The organism is Aestuariirhabdus haliotis (assembly GCF_023509475.1).
Classification (GTDB): Bacteria; Pseudomonadota; Gammaproteobacteria; order Pseudomonadales; family Aestuariirhabdaceae; genus Aestuariirhabdus; species Aestuariirhabdus haliotis.
In genome coordinates, this window is the sequence record NZ_JAKSDZ010000041.1 from 1 (window position 1) to 16546 (window position 16546).

Below are 16546 nucleotides of genomic sequence, written 5' to 3' on the forward strand. Positions count from 1 at the left end.
TCTCGGTGTTGAAGCCCTTGTCCAGGTCTCGACATGAACGGCGAGCTTCGCCTTGATAAAAACCATTTTTAGGATCCGCAGAGATCTATCTGAATGAATCAGAGGTGCCTTAAGGGGTAATTGGGGGCTGTCAGCTAGATCTGTCGGCCTGCCCCCATCCTGTTTTCTGTTTAACAAGGTGCCGCCATGGATTCGGTAGTACCCGGAAAGAATCGCTTTACTGAGCTTCGAGTTGAGGCCAGTTCGGTCATGTTGGCCTGGTATTTTGGTTTCTTTACTCCAATTCTATTGCTTTGGCTGATCGCACCCTTATTGCTCATTGTTAAAGCCCTTGGTCTGTTATTACTGGTTTTCCATGCGCTCTGGTGGTTGTCTCGACATTACTTGCTGTGCGGTCCAGTAGCGATCCGAGCGTTGGGCCATGATGGTGAACAGTGGTGGGTGGAGGCCGGCGATCGGGTAGAGGCAGCGGTGCTGGACAAAGATGTTTGGGTGTCCCCCCTGCTGATTTTGATGCGCTTGAGGGGAGAGGAGAGCGGTCGCCTTTATCGTCTGGTATTGTTTTGCGATGGAGCAGATGCCGAATCCCTGAGGCGTTTGCGGCTCCGGTTGCGCTGGTTGCCCGTGTCTCTTAAACCTGTTTCAGAGTAATCACATGACTTCATTGCCCGGGCCAAAACCCTCGGATGGCAGGTTTATAACGGGCTATTGGTTGGAACCAGCAGGGTATCAACGGCAGTTGTGAGGGTTTTCGGGTAGTCGAGAGTGTAATGCAGCCCACGGCTTTCTTTGCGCTGTTGCGCCGAGCGAATGATTAAATCGGCGACCACGGCCAGATTCCGCAGCTCGATGAGGTCATTACTTACCTTATAGTTGCTATAGAACTCGTCGATCTCTTGCAGCAGCATATCAACCCGGTGTTTGGCCCGCTGTAACCGCTTGTTGGTTCTGACGATGCCGACGTAATCCCACATAAAACGGCGAAGCTCTTCCCAGTTGTGAGCGATAATTACGTCCTCGTCAGAATCGGTTACCTGGCTCTCATCCCACTCGGGCAGGTTGGGTAAGGAGGTGTCGGCCTGCGCCAGTTCAATACGAATATCTTCCGCTGCCGAGCGGCCATAAACCACGCATTCCAGAAGAGAGTTACTGGCCAGCCGGTTGGCGCCATGCAGGCCGGTAAAGCTGGTTTCCCCGATGGCATAGAGACCTTCGAGGTCCGTGCGCCCCTGATGATCGACCATTACACCACCGCAGGTATAGTGGGCGGCAGGAACCACCGGTATAGGATCCCGAGTGATATCGATCCCGAAGCTCAGGCAGCGTTCATGAACGGTCGGGAAATGCTCGAGGATGAATTCTTTCGATTTGTGGCTAATGTCCAGATACACACAGTCGACCCCGAGCCGCTTCATTTCATGGTCCATGGCGCGAGCAACGATATCCCGAGGTGCTAGCTCCAGGCGAGGATCGAAGCGTTCCATAAAGCGTTGTCCATCTGGCAAGCGCAACTTGCCGCCTTCACCCCGAACCGCTTCTGTAATCAGGAAGGACTTGGCCTGCGGGTGATAAAGGCAGGTGGGGTGGAACTGATTGAATTCCATGTTGGCGACTCGGCAACCAGCACGCCAGGCCATGGCAATGCCGTCACCGCTGGCACCATCCTGATTGCTGGTATAAAGGTATACCTTGCTCGCGCCTCCGGTTGCCAAAACCACGCAACGAGCTTGAAAAAGCTCAACCTGGTCGGCTTCTTCGTTCAGGACATAAGCTCCTTTGCAGCGAGGTTTATCGCTGCCGGTGTGACGATGGGTGACCAGGTCAATGGCCAGCCGGTTTTCAAACAGATCCAGGTTTTTGGCTTCCCGAGCTCGTTCAATCAGGGTGCTGGCAACCGCCTGCCCGGTGGCATCGGCGGCGTGAATAACGCGTCTGTGGCTGTGCCCACCTTCTTTGGTTAAATGATAATCATCGGTGGTAGCGGTGACATCGTTGCTGCGGGTGAAAGGTACGCCCTGTTCGATCAACCAGTGAATATTTTCAGAACTGTTGCTGACGGTAAAACGCACAGCGTCATCATGGCATAAACCGGCACCGGCATTGAGCGTATCCGCCGTATGGTCAGCCACGCTGTCAGTGCTGTCCAAAACGGCAGCAATTCCGCCTTGGGCCTGGGAAGTTGATCCTGCCATCAAGCTGGCTTTGCTCAGAACCGCTACTCTTACCGATGGCGCAAGTTCCAGCGCCAGGCTCAATCCGGCGGCGCCACTGCCTATCACCAGTACGTCGTGAAGATGCTTGATCGTCATCGCGGTGTCCGTCTGCTTAATGGTTTGTTTCGTTGCATAAGGACGGCAAGATTATAGCGTGGCTGAAGATAGGGCAAGTATCGTGGTTTTAGTCTTATCTTAAGGGGGGAGCGCCTGGATATAACGCTTGATTTATCGCCCTTCGCCCATATATAGGAAGTCAGCTTTATAACTTTGTCACGGCAATAATATTGTCTTTAAAGTTTTTTGAACTAACACTTTCCGGCGGGGTCTATCCGCTGGTATTGATAAACATGTCGCTGTTGCCAGCACATAGATGCAGTTTGCGGGGGAGATGAGTGATCCAGCAGCAGGATGAAGATCAACAGTTGGTTGCCCGTGTTCAGCAGGGCGACAAGCGTGCATTTGATCTTCTTGTCATCAAGTATCAACATAAAATACTCGGCTTGGTCAGTCGATATGTGTTTGATCACCAGGAAGTGCAAGATGTTACCCAGGAAGCGTTTATCAAAGCCTACCGGGCACTGGGTAAGTTTCGTGGGGAAAGCGCCTTTTATACTTGGTTGTACCGAATCGCCATCAATACGGCCAAGAATTACCTGGTATCACGGGGGCGCAGGCCGCCTGATACCGATGTTGAAGCTGAGGATGCGGAACACTATGAAGGCCGTAACCCGTTGAGAGAGATAGAAAATCCGGAAAATAGATTGCTTACCGATGAGGTTGAAGCCACTATAAAGCATGCCATTGCGAGCCTTCCGGAGGACCTTAAAACAGCACTGACTTTACGAGAGTTTGAAGGCCTGAGCTACGAAGAGATCGCCGATGTGATGCAGTGTCCGGTGGGCACCGTCAGATCGCGGATTTTCAGGGCCAGGGACGCGGTGGATAAAGAGATAAAACCATTGCTGCAATAAGGGAACTGCGGGGGCTCTTCGGGGTCAATGTTAAGGACAGACAGTCAAGGGTTAGTATTTCAGCCGTTGGACTGGCAATAATCACGAAGTTTGAGGTGTTGAATGAGTTCAGATAAGCGTTTGAAGGAGTCGCTTTCAGCCGTATGGGATTGCGAAGCCAACGAGCTGGAACTGCATCGAGTATTGGCCGAAGTTCATCAGGATTCTGAGCTTCGAGATACCGCTCATCGTTATCGTTTAATGAGTTCATATATGAAGCAGGGCGAGGTGTCGACTTCTGCAGTTGATCTATCTGCAGCCATTCGGGATGCGATTGCAGAGGAATCTCCTCATGGCTCGGTTCAAACCACCAAAAGCACTGGAACCTGGATCAATGGTGCCGGTCGCGTGGCCATTGCTGCGAGTGTCACGGTTGCCGTGTTGTTTGGCATGCAGACCTACAATTACAGTGTTAATGCGGTTACTGGTACAGACACCGGCATCGCACAGGCTCCGGCTGTGATTCACCAGCCTTCTGTCATTCAAACAAGCAATAGGTTGGGGGCTTCCAGCCTTCCTGCAGGCTACGGCGAGTCAGCAAATGCACCGACCGCCCAACGGGTGGAGCGGGCTCAGCAGCATGCTGATGCCATATCGAATCAACGATTGAATACCTATATGTTGCAGCACGCGGAAAATAGCGCGCTGGGCCAATATCAGGGAATGCTTCCCTTTGCTCGTTTGGTCAATGCTGAAAGTCGTTAAAGCGAGAGCACAGGTGACAAAATATCTGATAGTTTCTTTGCTGGTGCTATGGGGATCTGTAGCATCAGCTGACTCAACGGCTGATGCTCAGAATAAAAGCAAAATATGGTTGAAGGCGATGAGCGAGGCTTACCGCACTCTCAGTTTTCGTGGCAGTCTGGTTTTTCAAAATTCCCAGGGGTTGAACACTCTGTCAATAGTGCGTGACCTTAGTGGTGAGCAGCACCGGGCCAGGATGGTCTATCTGGACGGGCCATACCGGGAGGTGGTGCGAGAAGGTAAATTGGTCACCTTTCTGAATACAGATCAGGTGTTACGCTTCGAACATGGCAACACACCGGCGACGCCTGAGCAGTTATTGGAGCGTTTTAGTGCTCTGGGAAACTCATACCGAAGTGAATTTGTTGGTCGTGACAGAGTCGCGGGGCGTGCCGCTATTCTGGTCAATGTAATCCCGGGAGATAGGCACCGATACGGCTATCAATTGTGGTTGGATGAGACCACTGGACTGTTGCTCAAATCCCTGATGGTGGATGATCAGGGGGCGGTGCTCGAGCGTCTGCAGTTTGTCTCATTGCGAGTAAGCGATAATATTCGCCCTGACGAGTTGAGCTTATCTATTGATGTTGAGCAGGTCCCTGAGCAGCTGGTGACCACGCATCGTATTGAATCCCAGATGACTAAGTCCACCAGTGATCAACCGCTTGGATGGCAAGTAGGCTGGGTCCCCCAAGGCTTTTTACTGACACAGCGTGATGAACGTAGAAGTCCTGTTGGTAAAAATCCCGTCGACTCTTTGATGTACTCGGACGGTTTGGCCAGTTTCTCCCTGTTTGTCGAATTGGACGACGAAAACCTGCTCAGCGAAGCAACCACCAACAATGGCGCGACTACGGCGATTTCGCGGGTGTTTCGTGACCAGGGAGATTTCTACATGGTCACAGTCGTTGGCGAAATCCCCTTAGGGACTGCAGAACGAATTGCCGTCTCTATCGCTCCGGCGGATAAGTGATTTTCGATGGTAGAAGAAAAGGGTATCGCGGTAGCCATTGAGCAAGACGCCATCTGGGTAGAAACCCGGCGTCAATCCACCTGTAGCAGCTGTAGTTCCCGCTCAATGTGCGGTCAGGAGCTGCTTAATAAATTGGGTGGCACGGGTACCTGTCATCAGGTACGGGCACTGAATCGATACCCTGTTCGGGTAGGGGATACCGTAACCATCGCCATTCCAGAACAAGTGATTGTGAAAGGGGCGTTTTTGGTTTACCTGCTACCTCTGCTGCTGATGATGGCAGGGCTGGTGCTGGCAGAATGGCTCAGTCTGGCTGAGGGTTGGGTTATTCTAGGCGCTTTTTCAGGGTTGCTAGCGGGATTTGCAGTGGTTGGCTTGCGTAGCCGATGGTTGCACCGCAATCAAGAGGTTCAGCCTCACGTAATCAATGTTGGTATGACGTCCGTTGAGCACTGAGTAAGGAGCTTCGGGCGGGACTGAATCAGGAGTACTAATGAATAATTATCGTTCACCTATCTGGGCTCTTGCCCTGTTGGCATTTTCCATTTTCTGGGTATCTTCGGCGCGCTCCGCCCAATTGCCTGAATTCACCGAACTGGTCAAGAAAGCGTCTCCGGCGGTGGTCAATATCAGTACGGTTCAGGGAGCGGAAGGTAGCAAGCCAATTTTGGGGCCAAATGGTCAGCCCTTACCCGATATTTTTCAGGAGTTTTTTGGGCGTCCCCACCCACGTATTGACGAAGGGCAGCGTCGCCCTCAGTCACTGGGATCTGGATTTATTATCTCTGACGACGGCTATATCTTGACCAATAACCATGTTGTGGACGGTGCTTCACAGGTGATTGTGCGTCTGAGTGATCGCAGGGAGCTTGAGGCGACTTTGGTCGGTGCGGACGAACGCTCTGATTTGGCCTTATTGAAGATTGACGCCGAGGATCTACCGGTTGTTAAAATTGGCCGATCTGCCGATCTTCAGCCTGGCCAGTGGGTAGTCGCGATTGGGTCACCATTCGGGTTCGACTATTCGGTCACTGCGGGTATTGTGAGTGCCCTCGGCCGTAGTTTGCCCAGCGAGAATTACGTGCCTTTTATCCAGACCGATGTGGCTATCAATCCAGGTAATTCGGGGGGGCCGTTGTTTAATTTGGATGGAGAGGTGATTGGTATTAATTCCCAGATCTTTACCCGTTCTGGTGGTTTTATGGGACTTTCCTTTGCCATTCCCATGGATGTTGCAATGCGAGTCTCTGACCAGCTTAAAGAGCAAGGCTATGTCTCCCGGGGCTGGTTGGGTGTGGTTATTCAGGATGTTAATAAGGATTTGGCTGAATCGTTTGGTCTCAAAAAAGCGGCCGGTGCACTGGTCGCACAAGTGATGCCGGATGGGCCGGGTGACCGTTCAGGTCTGCGTGACGGTGATGTGATTCTTAGTTTTGCCGGTAACCCGATTAACCTTTCTTCCGATCTTCCTCATGCTGTCGGGGCCACGCCTCCGGGAGATAAGGTGAAGGTTGAGCTGGTTCGTGGCGGAAAATCGTTGACTCTGGATGTAACCGTTGGCGAACTGCCCACTGATCCTCGCCAGGCCTTGTCTTCTGGCAAGCCTGCCAAACAGGCTAATCGCCTGGGGGTTAAGGTAGTGGAGCTCACCAGTAAGCAAAAAGGTGATCTGGAAATAAACACAGGCGTGGTGATCAGTGAGGTTCTGGGCGGCCCAGCACGATCCATTGGTCTTCGTCCGGGTGATGTGATCACCGATGTCGATAATCAGCCTGTTGACTCACCCAAGCAGTTCAGCAAGTTAATAGCGGATCTGCCCTCTGAGCGGTCAATTTCAATGCGTTTAATCAGGCGTGGTCGTCCTGGTTATATCACTTTCAAACTGCCTGAGTAGCTTTCTCCAGGGGATAGGTTAACAGCCCATCCCCCTTGCCGTTCAGCCGGATCCATGAATAGCGGAGGCAAGGTAAATAGGGTACACTTGCGCCCTGATTTTGCGGGGCTCGTTTGGGCCTCAAGTACATGCCTTGATCATTCGGTGGTACCTAAGCAAAGCTCTCGAGATATCTGAGAGCCGGGTGACCGGCACGGCTTTGTCGTTACCCTAACGAGCTACTTTACCCTGTTTCTAGTGATATATTGTGACTGACCTTTCCCATATACGTAATTTCTCCATCATCGCCCACATTGACCACGGTAAGTCGACCATTGCGGATCGATTTATACAGCTCTGTGGCGGGCTGACCGACCGCGAAATGGCCAACCAGGTGCTCGACTCTATGGATCTTGAGCGAGAGCGTGGTATTACCATTAAGGCCCAGAGCGTTACCCTCGACTATAAGGCGCGAGACGGTAAAACCTACCAGCTAAACTTTATCGACACCCCGGGTCATGTGGATTTTTCCTATGAGGTGTCACGCTCGCTGGCGGCTTGTGAAGGGGCGTTGTTAGTGGTTGATGCGGCGCAGGGCGTTGAGGCGCAATCGGTTGCTAACTGTTACACCGCTATCGAGCAGGGACTGGAAGTCGTACCCGTTTTGAACAAGATGGACCTGCCCCAGGCCGAGCCCGAGCGGGTGGCCAGTGAGATCGAGGAGATCATTGGTCTCGATGCCACCGATGCGGTACGTTGCAGTGCCAAGAGCGGTATGGGCGTGGAAGATGTACTGGAGCATCTGGTTCAGGAAATTCCTGCCCCGGAAGGGGATGTGGACGCACCCCTGCAAGCTCTGATTATCGATTCCTGGTTTGATAATTACCTGGGTATTGTCTCACTGGTTCGTGTGACTCAGGGCACCCTGCGCAAGGGTGAAAAAATGTTGGTGAAATCCACCGGCAATTCTCATGTTGTTGATGGTGTTGGTACTTTTACCCCCAAGCGTAATGAAACCGGTGTGTTACGAGCTGGAGAAGTAGGCTACGTGGTGGCGGGTATCAAGGATATCCATGGCGCGCCTGTAGGCGATACCCTGACTCACCTCAAAACCGCAGACGTTGGTATGCTGCCCGGATTTAAGAAAGTAAAACCCCAGGTTTACGCAGGACTGTTTCCGGTCAGTTCCGATGACTATGAATCGTTCCGAGAGGCTTTAGCCAAGTTGACCCTCAACGATGCCTCGCTGTTCTATGAGCCAGAAAGTTCCGATGCGTTGGGTTTTGGTTTCCGCTGTGGTTTCCTTGGCATGCTTCATATGGAAATTATCCAGGAGCGGCTGGAACGTGAGTATGATCTCGACCTGATCACCACAGCTCCGACGGTTATCTTTGAAGTGGCTATGAAGGATGGCTCGGTTGTGATGGTGGATAACCCTTCAAAACTGCCCGATCCGGCTGGTATAGAAGAGATGCGTGAGCCGATTGTGACCGCTAATATTCTGGTGCCTAAGGAGCATTTGGGTAACGTCATCACCCTGTGTATCGAAAAGCGTGGTACGCAAAAAGATATGCAATTTACCGGCGGCCAAGTATCGTTAACTTACGAATTGCCGATGAATGAAGTAGTGCTGGACTTTTTTGATCGGCTTAAGTCGGTGAGTCGCGGTTTTGCGTCTCTCGATTACAGCTTCGATCGATTCCAGGCGGCTCGTCTGGTGCGACTGGATGTTTTGATTAATAGTGAGAAAGTCGATGCCCTGGCGTTGATCGTGCACAAAGATAATGCCCACGGCAAAGGGCGTGTGCTCACTGAAAAAATGAAAGAGTTGATACCACGACAGATGTTTGATGTGGCCATTCAGGCGGCTATTGGTGGTCAAATTGTAGCCCGTCAAACTGTGAAGGCACTGCGCAAAAATGTAACCGCAAAATGCTATGGTGGTGATGTCAGCCGTAAACGCAAGCTGCTAGAAAAACAAAAAGCGGGTAAAAAACGCATGAAGCAGGTAGGGCGAGTGGAGATACCACAGGAAGCCTTCCTCGCCGTACTAAAGGTGGATAATTAACATATGGATATCAATTTCCCGCTGCTGTTGGTGGTGCTGGTAGCGATGACCGGATTGGTCACTTTGCTTGATAAGGTGAAATTGGCACCTGCTCGCCGGACCCGAGCCCTGGAGCAGTGCGAGCAAAATGGCCAGGCGGAGATGGCCAATGACGTTGTGCTGGAGGAGTTGGCTAAGGAGCCGGGCTGGATTGAAACTTGTCGCTCGGTTTTTCCTGTGTTGCTGGCTGTTCTGGTATTGCGCTCTTTTCTGTATGAGCCTTTTCAAATTCCTTCGGGGTCGATGAAACCGACCCTGGCGATTGGTGATTTTATTCTGGTTAATAAGTTTAACTACGGCATTCGTCTTCCGGTTTTGGACACTAAAATTATCAGCATTGGTGAGCCGGAACGGGGGGATGTGATGGTATTTCGCGAGCCTAAAAATCCGAGTGTAAACTTCATTAAGCGAGTGATTGGATTACCCGGGGATCGTATCCGTTATCTGGATAAAAGTGTGCTCCTCAACGGCTTCCCCCTGGATAAGCAATTCGTTGCGCGATTCTCACAAAATGGGCTCCCTTATACCGTCATGGAAGAGACTCATGGTGAGCACCAATACAGTGTTCGTGAGGATGTAACGCCTCCAGATCCGCGTACTCAGCGAGAGTGGGTCGTTCCCGAAGGCCATTATTTTGTGATGGGCGACAATCGTGATCATAGTAACGATAGTCGTTACTGGGGTTTTGTACCGGAACAGAATATAGTGGGTGAGGCGGTTGCGATTTGGATGCATTGGCCGCACTGGGGAGAGCTGCCCAGCTTTAAGAATAACGGTGCAATTCGCTAGATAGATGGGGGGAAAGAATGAAGTTTGCTAATTCACAGCGTGGTATGAGCACAGCGGGCTGGATGATGACACTGGCCGTGGCAGGAATGACACTGCTGCTGGTGTTTAAGATGGTTCCTTTTTACCTTGATGATCAGGCAATAGGCCAGACATTGGAGAACCTGTCCGCTCGCAAGGGTATCGATGAAGCCAGCCCGCGGGAAATACGCGGTTTCATTAATAAGAATTTCCAGACCAATATGATTCGTGATTTTGACAAAGAAGACATTGAAATTTATGAAGAGGACGGCTTTCTAAAAGTCGATATTGAATATGAGAAGCGGGTTCACATTGTCTCCAATGTCGATGTGGTGATGAGTTTCAAACACAACTGGCAAGTTAAAAATCAGTGAAAAACCGCCTCGAAAAGCTATCGCGTAAGCTGGGATACAGCTTTAATGATGAGCAGCTGGCTCTGCTGGCTTTGACACATCGGAGCTATGCTTCAAGAAACAACGAACGGCTCGAATTTTTGGGTGATTCGATTGTTAATTTCACGATAGCCGAAGCCCTTTACGACAAGTTTCCTCAGGCCAAAGAGGGGCAGTTGAGCCGTCTTCGTGCGAGATTGGTCAAAGGCAAAACACTGGCTGAGCTGGCCAGGGAATTTGAGTTGGGTGACTATCTGCGCCTGGGATCTGGTGAGTTGAAAAGCGGTGGTTTTCGCAGGGAATCCATTCTTGCTGATACCGTCGAAGCTTTAATCGGCGCTATTTATCTCGATCGCGGTATGGATGCCTGTCGTGATCGAGTGCTCGATTGGTATCAGTCCCGGTTGGACAGTCTATCCCTGGATGATACTCAAAAAGATCCCAAAACCTTGTTGCAAGAACTGCTGCAATCCAGGCAGGCGGCATTACCGGTCTATGATGTCCTGGATGTGGAGGGAGAAGCCCATGCACAGACCTTTACTGTGCAATGTGTGGTGGATCTGTTGAGTAAAAAATGTGTAGGAATAGGCAGTAGTCGCAGGGGGGCTGAGCAGCAGGCTGCGCGCCAGGTGTTGCGCGAGTTGGGAGTTGATAATGGCTGAAGCTGAAGCATTCCGCTGTGGTTTTATTGCCCTGGTAGGGCGGCCCAATGTGGGCAAATCAACGCTGCTCAACCGTATTCTTGGGCAAAAACTGAGTATTACCTCGCGTCGTCCACAAACGACTCGGCACCAGATTCAGGGCATAAAAACCGAGTTGGGTGTACAGGCAATCTATGTTGATACTCCCGGTTTGCACAAGGGGGGCGACAAGGCGATTAACCGCTATATGAACCGCGCCGCGAGTACGGCGATAAAAGATGTTGATTTGATTATTTTTCTGGTCGACAGATTGCGCTGGACTGACGAAGATCAAATGGTTTTGGATCGAATCAGGAACAGCCGTTGCCCCGTTTTGTTGGCAGTGAATAAAGTTGATCGGGTTGAGAACAAGCAAGAGTTAATGCCTCACCTGCAAGCCCTTTCGGAGCAACACAATTTCGCGGAAATTGTGCCTATATCAGCCAAAACCGGTCGTAATGTCGATAAATTGGAAGAGGCTGTAAATCGGTTGCTACCACTGGGAGATCATTTTTATGATGAGGACCAGCTGACAGATCGTAGCTCTCGTTTCCTTGCAGCTGAACTGGTACGGGAAAAAATCATGCGGCAGTTGGGCGATGAACTCCCGTATCAGATGACGGTTGAAATTGAAGAGTTCCGTCAACGTGACAATGTGTTGCATATTAGTGCCTTGATTCTGGTAGAAAAAGCAGGGCAGAAGGCGATTGTGATCGGAGATAAAGGCGCTCGGTTGAAAGTGATTGGACGTGAAGCTCGTCTCGATATGGAGCAATTATTCGATAGTAAGGTGATGCTCAACCTATGGGTTAAGGTGAAGGGAGGCTGGTCAGACGATGAGCGTGCACTTCGCAGTCTGGGATACACCGACGTCTGATTTGATGTGTCGATGGTAACCCCTCACCAGGCCAGCTTATCCAATGCCTATGTCATTCATAGTCGACCTTACCGTGAAACCAGTTTGATTGCTGACTTGCTGACTGAAGAAGATGGACGAGTCAGCGTGTTGTTTAAAGGTGTACGAGGCAGTAAAGCGCGCAATAAAGGTTTGCTGCAACCTTTCAATCGCTTGTTGGTGAGCTGGCAGGGTCGGCGAGACTTAAAAACAGCGACCGGATTAGAAGCCGGGGATCACCGGGTCGTTCTGCAAGGCCACTACCTGTTCAGTGCCATGTACGCGAATGAGCTGTTACAGCGTCTTCTGCAGCCTCACGACCCGCACCCTGAACTCTTCCAGCTATATTCGGAGTTGTTGCAGGCTCTTGGCAGAGAGGTGGCTCTGGAACCTTTATTGCGGAGCTTTGAGCTGCAGCTGCTCGATTTAATGGGGTATGGCTTGCCTCTTAGTGGAGAGGCAAGGAGTGGTGATCCAATCGAGAAGGATGGCTGGTATCAATATGACCCTCGCGAGGGTTTTTACCGAATATTGACTGTTTCCGATACACAACAACATAACCTTTTCAGTGGTGATATGCTGCATGCATTGGCGATGGGTAACATAGTCAGTTCGGAACAACTGTATGCAGCCAAGCGACTGATGCGTTTGGCTTTTGCGCCATTGTTGGGTGATCGACCGTTACGCAGTCGAGAGCTGTTTAGCTAAAGGATAGAAAGGAGAGCTTCATGTTATCGAAAAATCGTCTGCTGTTAGGGGTTAACATCGATCACGTAGCAACCCTGCGCCAGGCGAGAGGGACTCGATATCCGGATCCGGTACAGGCTGCAATAGAGGCAGAGCAGGCAGGCGCGGATGGTATTACGGTCCATCTGAGAGAAGACCGTCGGCATATTCAGGACCGGGATCTCGAGGTGTTGCGCGAAGTGCTGCAAACCAGGATGAACCTGGAGATGGCGGTAACCGATGAGATGCTGTCTGTTGCTGAACGAATTGCGCCAGCCCATGTCTGTCTGGTTCCCGAAAAACGGCAAGAGTTGACTACCGAAGGAGGCCTGGATGTGCTCGCCCAGGAGTCGCGAATAAAGACTGCCTGCCAAACATTGGGCGCTCAGGGCATTCAGGTGTCTCTGTTTATCGACGCTGATCCGGAACAGATTAAAGCCGTTGTTCGCTGTGGTGCTCCCGCTATTGAACTGCACACCGGCGCCTATGCCGATGCTGAATCCGGTGCTATGGCAGCTGAGCTTCAACGTGTTGTTGAAGGCGTACGCTTTGCGGTCGATCAGGGTTTAATTGTTAATGCCGGCCATGGCCTTAACTATGACAATGTTGAGCCAGTAGCGGGAATCCCCGGACTAAATGAGCTCAATATTGGTCACGGGATTATGGCTCGGGCTCTATTTACCGGGCTTGGGCCGGCGATTATCGAAATGAAGCGGGTCATGCTTGAGGCTCAGCGCTTTTCCGCCCCGGTCATTAAATAGGGGACCTGATGATGGTGGTAGGCATCGGGACGGATATTGTTCGTATTGATCGCATTGAACGTTCCTTGAGTAAGCTCGGGATACGTTTTGCTGAACGGGTGCTTACCGAACAGGAACAGGTGTTATTTCAGCAAGCCAGCAAACCTGCGACCTTTTTGGCCAAGCGTTTCGCGGTTAAGGAAGCGGCTTCCAAAGCCTTGGGAACGGGCATTGCTGATGGGGTCTCATTTCAGCATATTTTTCTGGAGCATGACTTTCGCGGGGCCCCTGTGTTGCGTTTGAGCGCGCGGGCTCTGGAGATCGCTAGCGAACGAGGCGCTAGCGATTTTCACGTGAGTTTGTCGGATGAAAAGGACTATGTTGTGGCTTTTGTGGTTTTGTCCTCTCGCTCCTGATGCCACTGCACCAGAGCGTCGATTTGCTTTACCAGTTCATCGAATAGAGGCCCGATTAAGGTGTGGGTATTGTCCTGATGTTGCTGCTTCAGGGCCGTTTCCATGTTGTAGCAGGCATCACGTAATAAGGGAACCCCACAATAGCGAGTCGCGCCATGAAGCTTGTGGACCGTTTCTAATAGTTCTGTTAGCTCTAGCTGTTGATATTGCCGCTCGATTTGTTGCCGGTCAGACAGCAGGTTTTCCAGGAGCATGGTGAGCATCTCTTGAGCGAGGTCAGACTTGCCCCCCGCCAGTTTTATGCCTTCTTGCATATCCACTAGAGAGGGCTGTGTGGTCGTCTCCTGATTTGAACTCGCTATTGTTTCCTGGGGGATTTGCAGGTTGAAACCGGTCCATTTTCGAACCATCTGTTGTAACTGGGGTTCGCTAATGGGCTTGCTCATGTAGTCGTCCATACCCGCCAACAGCAAGGCTTTTTTCTCGGCTGCCAAGGCATGGGCGGTTAAGGCAATGATAGGGGTTCGGTGTTCCGCTAATTCAATATCGCGAATTCGGCGAGTAGCGTCCATTCCGTCCATCTCTGGCATCTGGACGTCCATAAAGACCAGATCAAAACGGTATTGCCTCACCTTTTTTATCGCTTTCCTACCGCTTTCGACGGCAGTGACCTGGGCCCCCATACCCTCCAGTAATACCGTCACCAGCTTAAGGTTGGCTGGATTGTCATCCACGGCGAGAATTTGTGGAGTACGAGTAATCAGTTCGGCGCTATGGTGATCAATTAACGATGTTTGTTCATTGCTGTTAGTACCGCCCAATAACCATTCAATGGCTTTATGTAGACGAGCTCTGACCATAGGCTTCACCATGGTTAGTGCTGGTGTGTTTTGGCTCAGTAAGCGGTTAACTTCATGCTCCTTGTTAGTATCGACAAGGATAAGGAAAACTGTTTCTTCAGCCCAGGGTAACTCGAGCAATCTGGCTAGGTGCTCGGTAGGTAGTAATTTTTCGTTATGACTGAGTATGACCAGATCATAGGCTGGCATTGAGCCCTGGGATTTGAGTTCCAACAGTTTTTGCTCGCTATCCAGCGTCGTAACTTGCAACTGGGTGGCTCGTAATAGATGGCCGCTGGCTTGCCTGGCCAGTTCCTGAGTTTCGAGTAGCAGGGCAGTATGGTGTGGGTAGCGAGGTTCTGTCGCCTTATCCGTTTGCTCACTGGAGACCGGAATGTTAATGGTGAACCAAAACGTGGATCCTTCTCCCTCTTCGCTTTCCAGTCCAATATCGCCACCCATCTGTTGTGCCAAGCGCTTGGAGATAACCAATCCAAGGCCGGTGCCGCCGATGCGACGGGTTGTGGAGGTATCTGCCTGGGTGAAGGCTTTGAAAAGTTCTTTTTGTTGATCCTGGGAAAGACCGATACCGGTATCGGTTACGCTGATCTTGATAATGGCGTTCTGCTCGCGTAGTTCTTCGAGCATAGCTCGAACCGTAATGGAGCCCTGTTTGGTAAATTTGATAGCGTTGTTGACCAGATTGGTAAGTATCTGTTTGATCCTCAGGGGATCGCCTACCAAATGAGTGGGAGTATCTGAATACATCAGGGGGATCAATTCCAGATGCTTCTCGTGAGCCGATGGCGCCAGAATATTGAGTACTTCATCAATACTGTCACCCAGATTCATGGGAATACTTTCCAGTTCCAGTTTACCGGCTTCAATCTTGGAAAAGTCGAGCACATCATTGATGATGGTTAACAGACCTTCGGAAGAATTATGAATGGTTTGCAGGTATTCACGCTGACGTTCAGTAAGCCCGGAGCGCAAGAGCAGATTGGTGAAACCGATAATACCGTTGAGTGGTGTGCGAATTTCATGGCTCATATTGGCCAGAAATTCAGACTTGATACGGCTTGCCTCCAGCGCCTCTTTACGGGCCATATCCAGCTCGATGTTCTGAATTTCGATGGTTTCAAGGGTTTCCTGCAGGTCTCGGGTCGATTGCTCGATATTTTGTTGCATCTCCTGATGGGCGTGTTGTAACGAAGAAACCATCGCGTTAATGCCGGTCTCCAGCACCCTTAATTCCCCACCGGTGCCGGTATTGATACGAGTATCCAGGTTTCCGCTGCGAATGTGGGTTACGGCATTGGATATTTTTTGTAAGGGGCGGGTTATCCGAGCGCCTATGCGCATGGCCAGAAAAATATTGAGCAAGACACCGACAATAATCAGTACCCCACTGCCGAGCAATGTCTGGTATTGCTTGATTTCGGTATTGGCCGTAGAAAACTCTATTTCATGCCAGCCGAGCGGATCGAATTGAAAGTTTTGCTCCGCAGCACTCTTGGTGGGCGCGGGGAATATGGGCGTGATGATACGAATAGAATGGTCGCCATAACGATATTGTTGCTGACTGCCAAAGAGGGTGTGTTGCACTTCAACCGGTAACATTCCCGGGCCTGAATGAACCAGTTTGATGCCACCATTGTTATAGAGACTGACGGCCCTGACATCGCTTTTTTCCAGCACGGAGTTGGCCAGTTCCTGCAGTAACTCGGTGCCATCGTCCCGATAACCATAGCTGGCAATAGCGGTAAATTGCTCGGCAATGGCGAGACTGCGCTCTAACAGCAAATTATCCAGATCTTTGAGCCGGGTTAGGGTGAAAAAGGCACCCAGCATTAGCGTTATTGAGAGTGTGGGTAGCAGGGCCATAGCCAGGACACGCTGCTTGATGTCGCTATTTTTACCGGCGAGGAACATGGATAAGGCATCGTCCAGTTGGGGATCAGGGTTGAGACTTAGATTCTATTTTGAGAATAAGATAGATCCAATTCATTTCTTATAAATATATAGGTTTTGAGTATTTACAGTCAGCTCTGTAATCACAGTATCATGAGCCCCTTTGACAGAAAACTACCGGTTTAACAGTTGGCCGCTACCCAGAACATTTCTGGTA

At 50.9% G+C, this 16546-nt stretch carries 16 protein-coding genes; 14 read left to right on the plus strand and 2 right to left on the minus strand.

Annotation, left to right across the window (positions count from 1 at the left end):
- Positions 1-186 precede the first annotated feature (186 nt).
- Positions 187-651, plus strand: coding sequence for a protein YgfX (locus MIB40_RS16070; RefSeq protein ID WP_249696365.1), 465 nt, complete (start codon positions 187-189; stop codon positions 649-651).
- Positions 652-695: 44 nt separating this feature from the next.
- On the opposite strand, the gene nadB is transcribed toward MIB40_RS16070, so the two are convergent.
- A complete protein-coding gene (gene nadB / locus MIB40_RS16075) occupies positions 696-2309 on the minus strand; it encodes an L-aspartate oxidase (protein WP_249696367.1) in 1614 nt (537 codons plus the stop codon).
- A 302-nt stretch (positions 2310-2611) separates the two neighbouring features.
- On the opposite strand from nadB, the gene rpoE reads away from it, so the two are divergent.
- The 13 genes from rpoE (at position 2612) to acpS (ending at position 13579) form a co-directional block, all read left to right on the plus strand.
- On the plus strand, positions 2612-3187 hold the full coding sequence (rpoE, locus tag MIB40_RS16080) for an RNA polymerase sigma factor RpoE (RefSeq protein WP_249696407.1): 576 nt from the start codon (positions 2612-2614) through the stop codon (positions 3185-3187).
- Between the two features lie 102 nt (positions 3188-3289).
- Positions 3290-3931 carry a sigma-E factor negative regulatory protein gene (locus MIB40_RS16085; protein WP_249696368.1) on the plus strand — a complete coding sequence of 214 codons (642 nt, stop codon included), beginning with the start codon at positions 3290-3292 and terminating at the stop codon, positions 3929-3931.
- A complete protein-coding gene (locus tag MIB40_RS16090) occupies positions 3915-4943 on the plus strand; it encodes a MucB/RseB C-terminal domain-containing protein (RefSeq protein WP_264758605.1) in 1029 nt (342 codons plus the stop codon). Before MIB40_RS16085 ends, MIB40_RS16090 begins: the two co-directional genes overlap by 17 nt.
- Positions 4944-4949: 6 nt before the next feature.
- Entirely contained in the window at positions 4950-5399 is a 450-nt protein-coding gene (locus MIB40_RS16095) for a SoxR reducing system RseC family protein (RefSeq protein WP_249696373.1), read from the plus strand.
- Positions 5400-5436: 37 nt separating this feature from the next.
- Positions 5437-6837: a DegQ family serine endoprotease gene (locus MIB40_RS16100; RefSeq protein WP_249696375.1), complete on the plus strand. Its 1401-nt coding sequence runs from the start codon at positions 5437-5439 to the stop codon at positions 6835-6837.
- A gap of 247 nt (positions 6838-7084) precedes the next feature.
- A complete protein-coding gene (lepA, locus tag MIB40_RS16105) occupies positions 7085-8884 on the plus strand; it encodes a translation elongation factor 4 (protein WP_249696377.1) in 1800 nt (599 codons plus the stop codon).
- Positions 8885-8893: 9 nt separating this feature from the next.
- On the plus strand, positions 8894-9712 hold the full coding sequence (lepB, locus tag MIB40_RS16110) for a signal peptidase I (protein ID WP_249696409.1): 819 nt from the start codon (positions 8894-8896) through the stop codon (positions 9710-9712).
- A gap of 17 nt (positions 9713-9729) precedes the next feature.
- On the plus strand, positions 9730-10104 hold the full coding sequence (locus MIB40_RS16115; protein WP_249696379.1) for a DUF4845 domain-containing protein: 375 nt from the start codon (positions 9730-9732) through the stop codon (positions 10102-10104).
- Positions 10101-10784, plus strand: coding sequence for a ribonuclease III (rnc, locus tag MIB40_RS16120; protein ID WP_249696381.1), 684 nt, complete (start codon positions 10101-10103; stop codon positions 10782-10784). Before MIB40_RS16115 ends, rnc begins: the two co-directional genes overlap by 4 nt.
- Positions 10777-11679 (plus strand): GTPase Era, encoded by a 903-nt coding sequence (era, locus tag MIB40_RS16125; RefSeq protein WP_249696383.1) that lies wholly within the window; start codon positions 10777-10779, stop codon positions 11677-11679. The genes rnc and era overlap by 8 nt, the downstream gene beginning before the upstream one ends.
- Positions 11680-11691: 12 nt before the next feature.
- The gene (gene recO, locus MIB40_RS16130; RefSeq protein WP_249696385.1) at positions 11692-12405 is read left to right on the plus strand and encodes a DNA repair protein RecO; all 714 of its coding nucleotides are present in this window, start codon (positions 11692-11694) and stop codon (positions 12403-12405) included.
- 20 nt (positions 12406-12425) lie between these two features.
- Positions 12426-13184, plus strand: coding sequence for a pyridoxine 5'-phosphate synthase (gene pdxJ / locus MIB40_RS16135; RefSeq protein ID WP_249696387.1), 759 nt, complete (start codon positions 12426-12428; stop codon positions 13182-13184).
- Between the two features lie 8 nt (positions 13185-13192).
- Positions 13193-13579, plus strand: coding sequence for a holo-ACP synthase (acpS, locus tag MIB40_RS16140; RefSeq protein WP_249696390.1), 387 nt, complete (start codon positions 13193-13195; stop codon positions 13577-13579).
- On the opposite strand, the gene MIB40_RS16145 is transcribed toward acpS, so the two are convergent.
- A complete protein-coding gene (locus MIB40_RS16145; protein ID WP_249696392.1) occupies positions 13540-16350 on the minus strand; it encodes a response regulator in 2811 nt (936 codons plus the stop codon). The two genes, acpS and MIB40_RS16145, sit on opposite strands and share 40 nt — an antisense overlap.
- Positions 16351-16546 lie beyond the last annotated feature (196 nt).

Coding starts and splice junctions, on each gene's coding strand:
- MIB40_RS16070 (WP_249696365.1), top strand. CDS start 187: ATGGATTCGGTAGTACCCGGAAAGAATCGCTTTACTGAGCTTCGAGTT.
- nadB (WP_249696367.1), bottom strand. CDS start 2,309: ATGACGATCAAGCATCTTCACGACGTACTGGTGATAGGCAGTGGCGCC.
- MIB40_RS16085 (WP_249696368.1), top strand. CDS start 3,290: ATGAGTTCAGATAAGCGTTTGAAGGAGTCGCTTTCAGCCGTATGGGAT.
- MIB40_RS16090 (WP_264758605.1), top strand. CDS start 3,915: ATGCTGAAAGTCGTTAAAGCGAGAGCACAGGTGACAAAATATCTGATA.
- MIB40_RS16095 (WP_249696373.1), top strand. CDS start 4,950: ATGGTAGAAGAAAAGGGTATCGCGGTAGCCATTGAGCAAGACGCCATC.
- MIB40_RS16100 (WP_249696375.1), top strand. CDS start 5,437: ATGAATAATTATCGTTCACCTATCTGGGCTCTTGCCCTGTTGGCATTT.
- MIB40_RS16115 (WP_249696379.1), top strand. CDS start 9,730: ATGAAGTTTGCTAATTCACAGCGTGGTATGAGCACAGCGGGCTGGATG.
- era (WP_249696383.1), top strand. CDS start 10,777: ATGGCTGAAGCTGAAGCATTCCGCTGTGGTTTTATTGCCCTGGTAGGG.
- recO (WP_249696385.1), top strand. CDS start 11,692: ATGGTAACCCCTCACCAGGCCAGCTTATCCAATGCCTATGTCATTCAT.
- pdxJ (WP_249696387.1), top strand. CDS start 12,426: ATGTTATCGAAAAATCGTCTGCTGTTAGGGGTTAACATCGATCACGTA.
- acpS (WP_249696390.1), top strand. CDS start 13,193: ATGATGGTGGTAGGCATCGGGACGGATATTGTTCGTATTGATCGCATT.
- MIB40_RS16145 (WP_249696392.1), bottom strand. CDS start 16,350: ATGTTCCTCGCCGGTAAAAATAGCGACATCAAGCAGCGTGTCCTGGCT.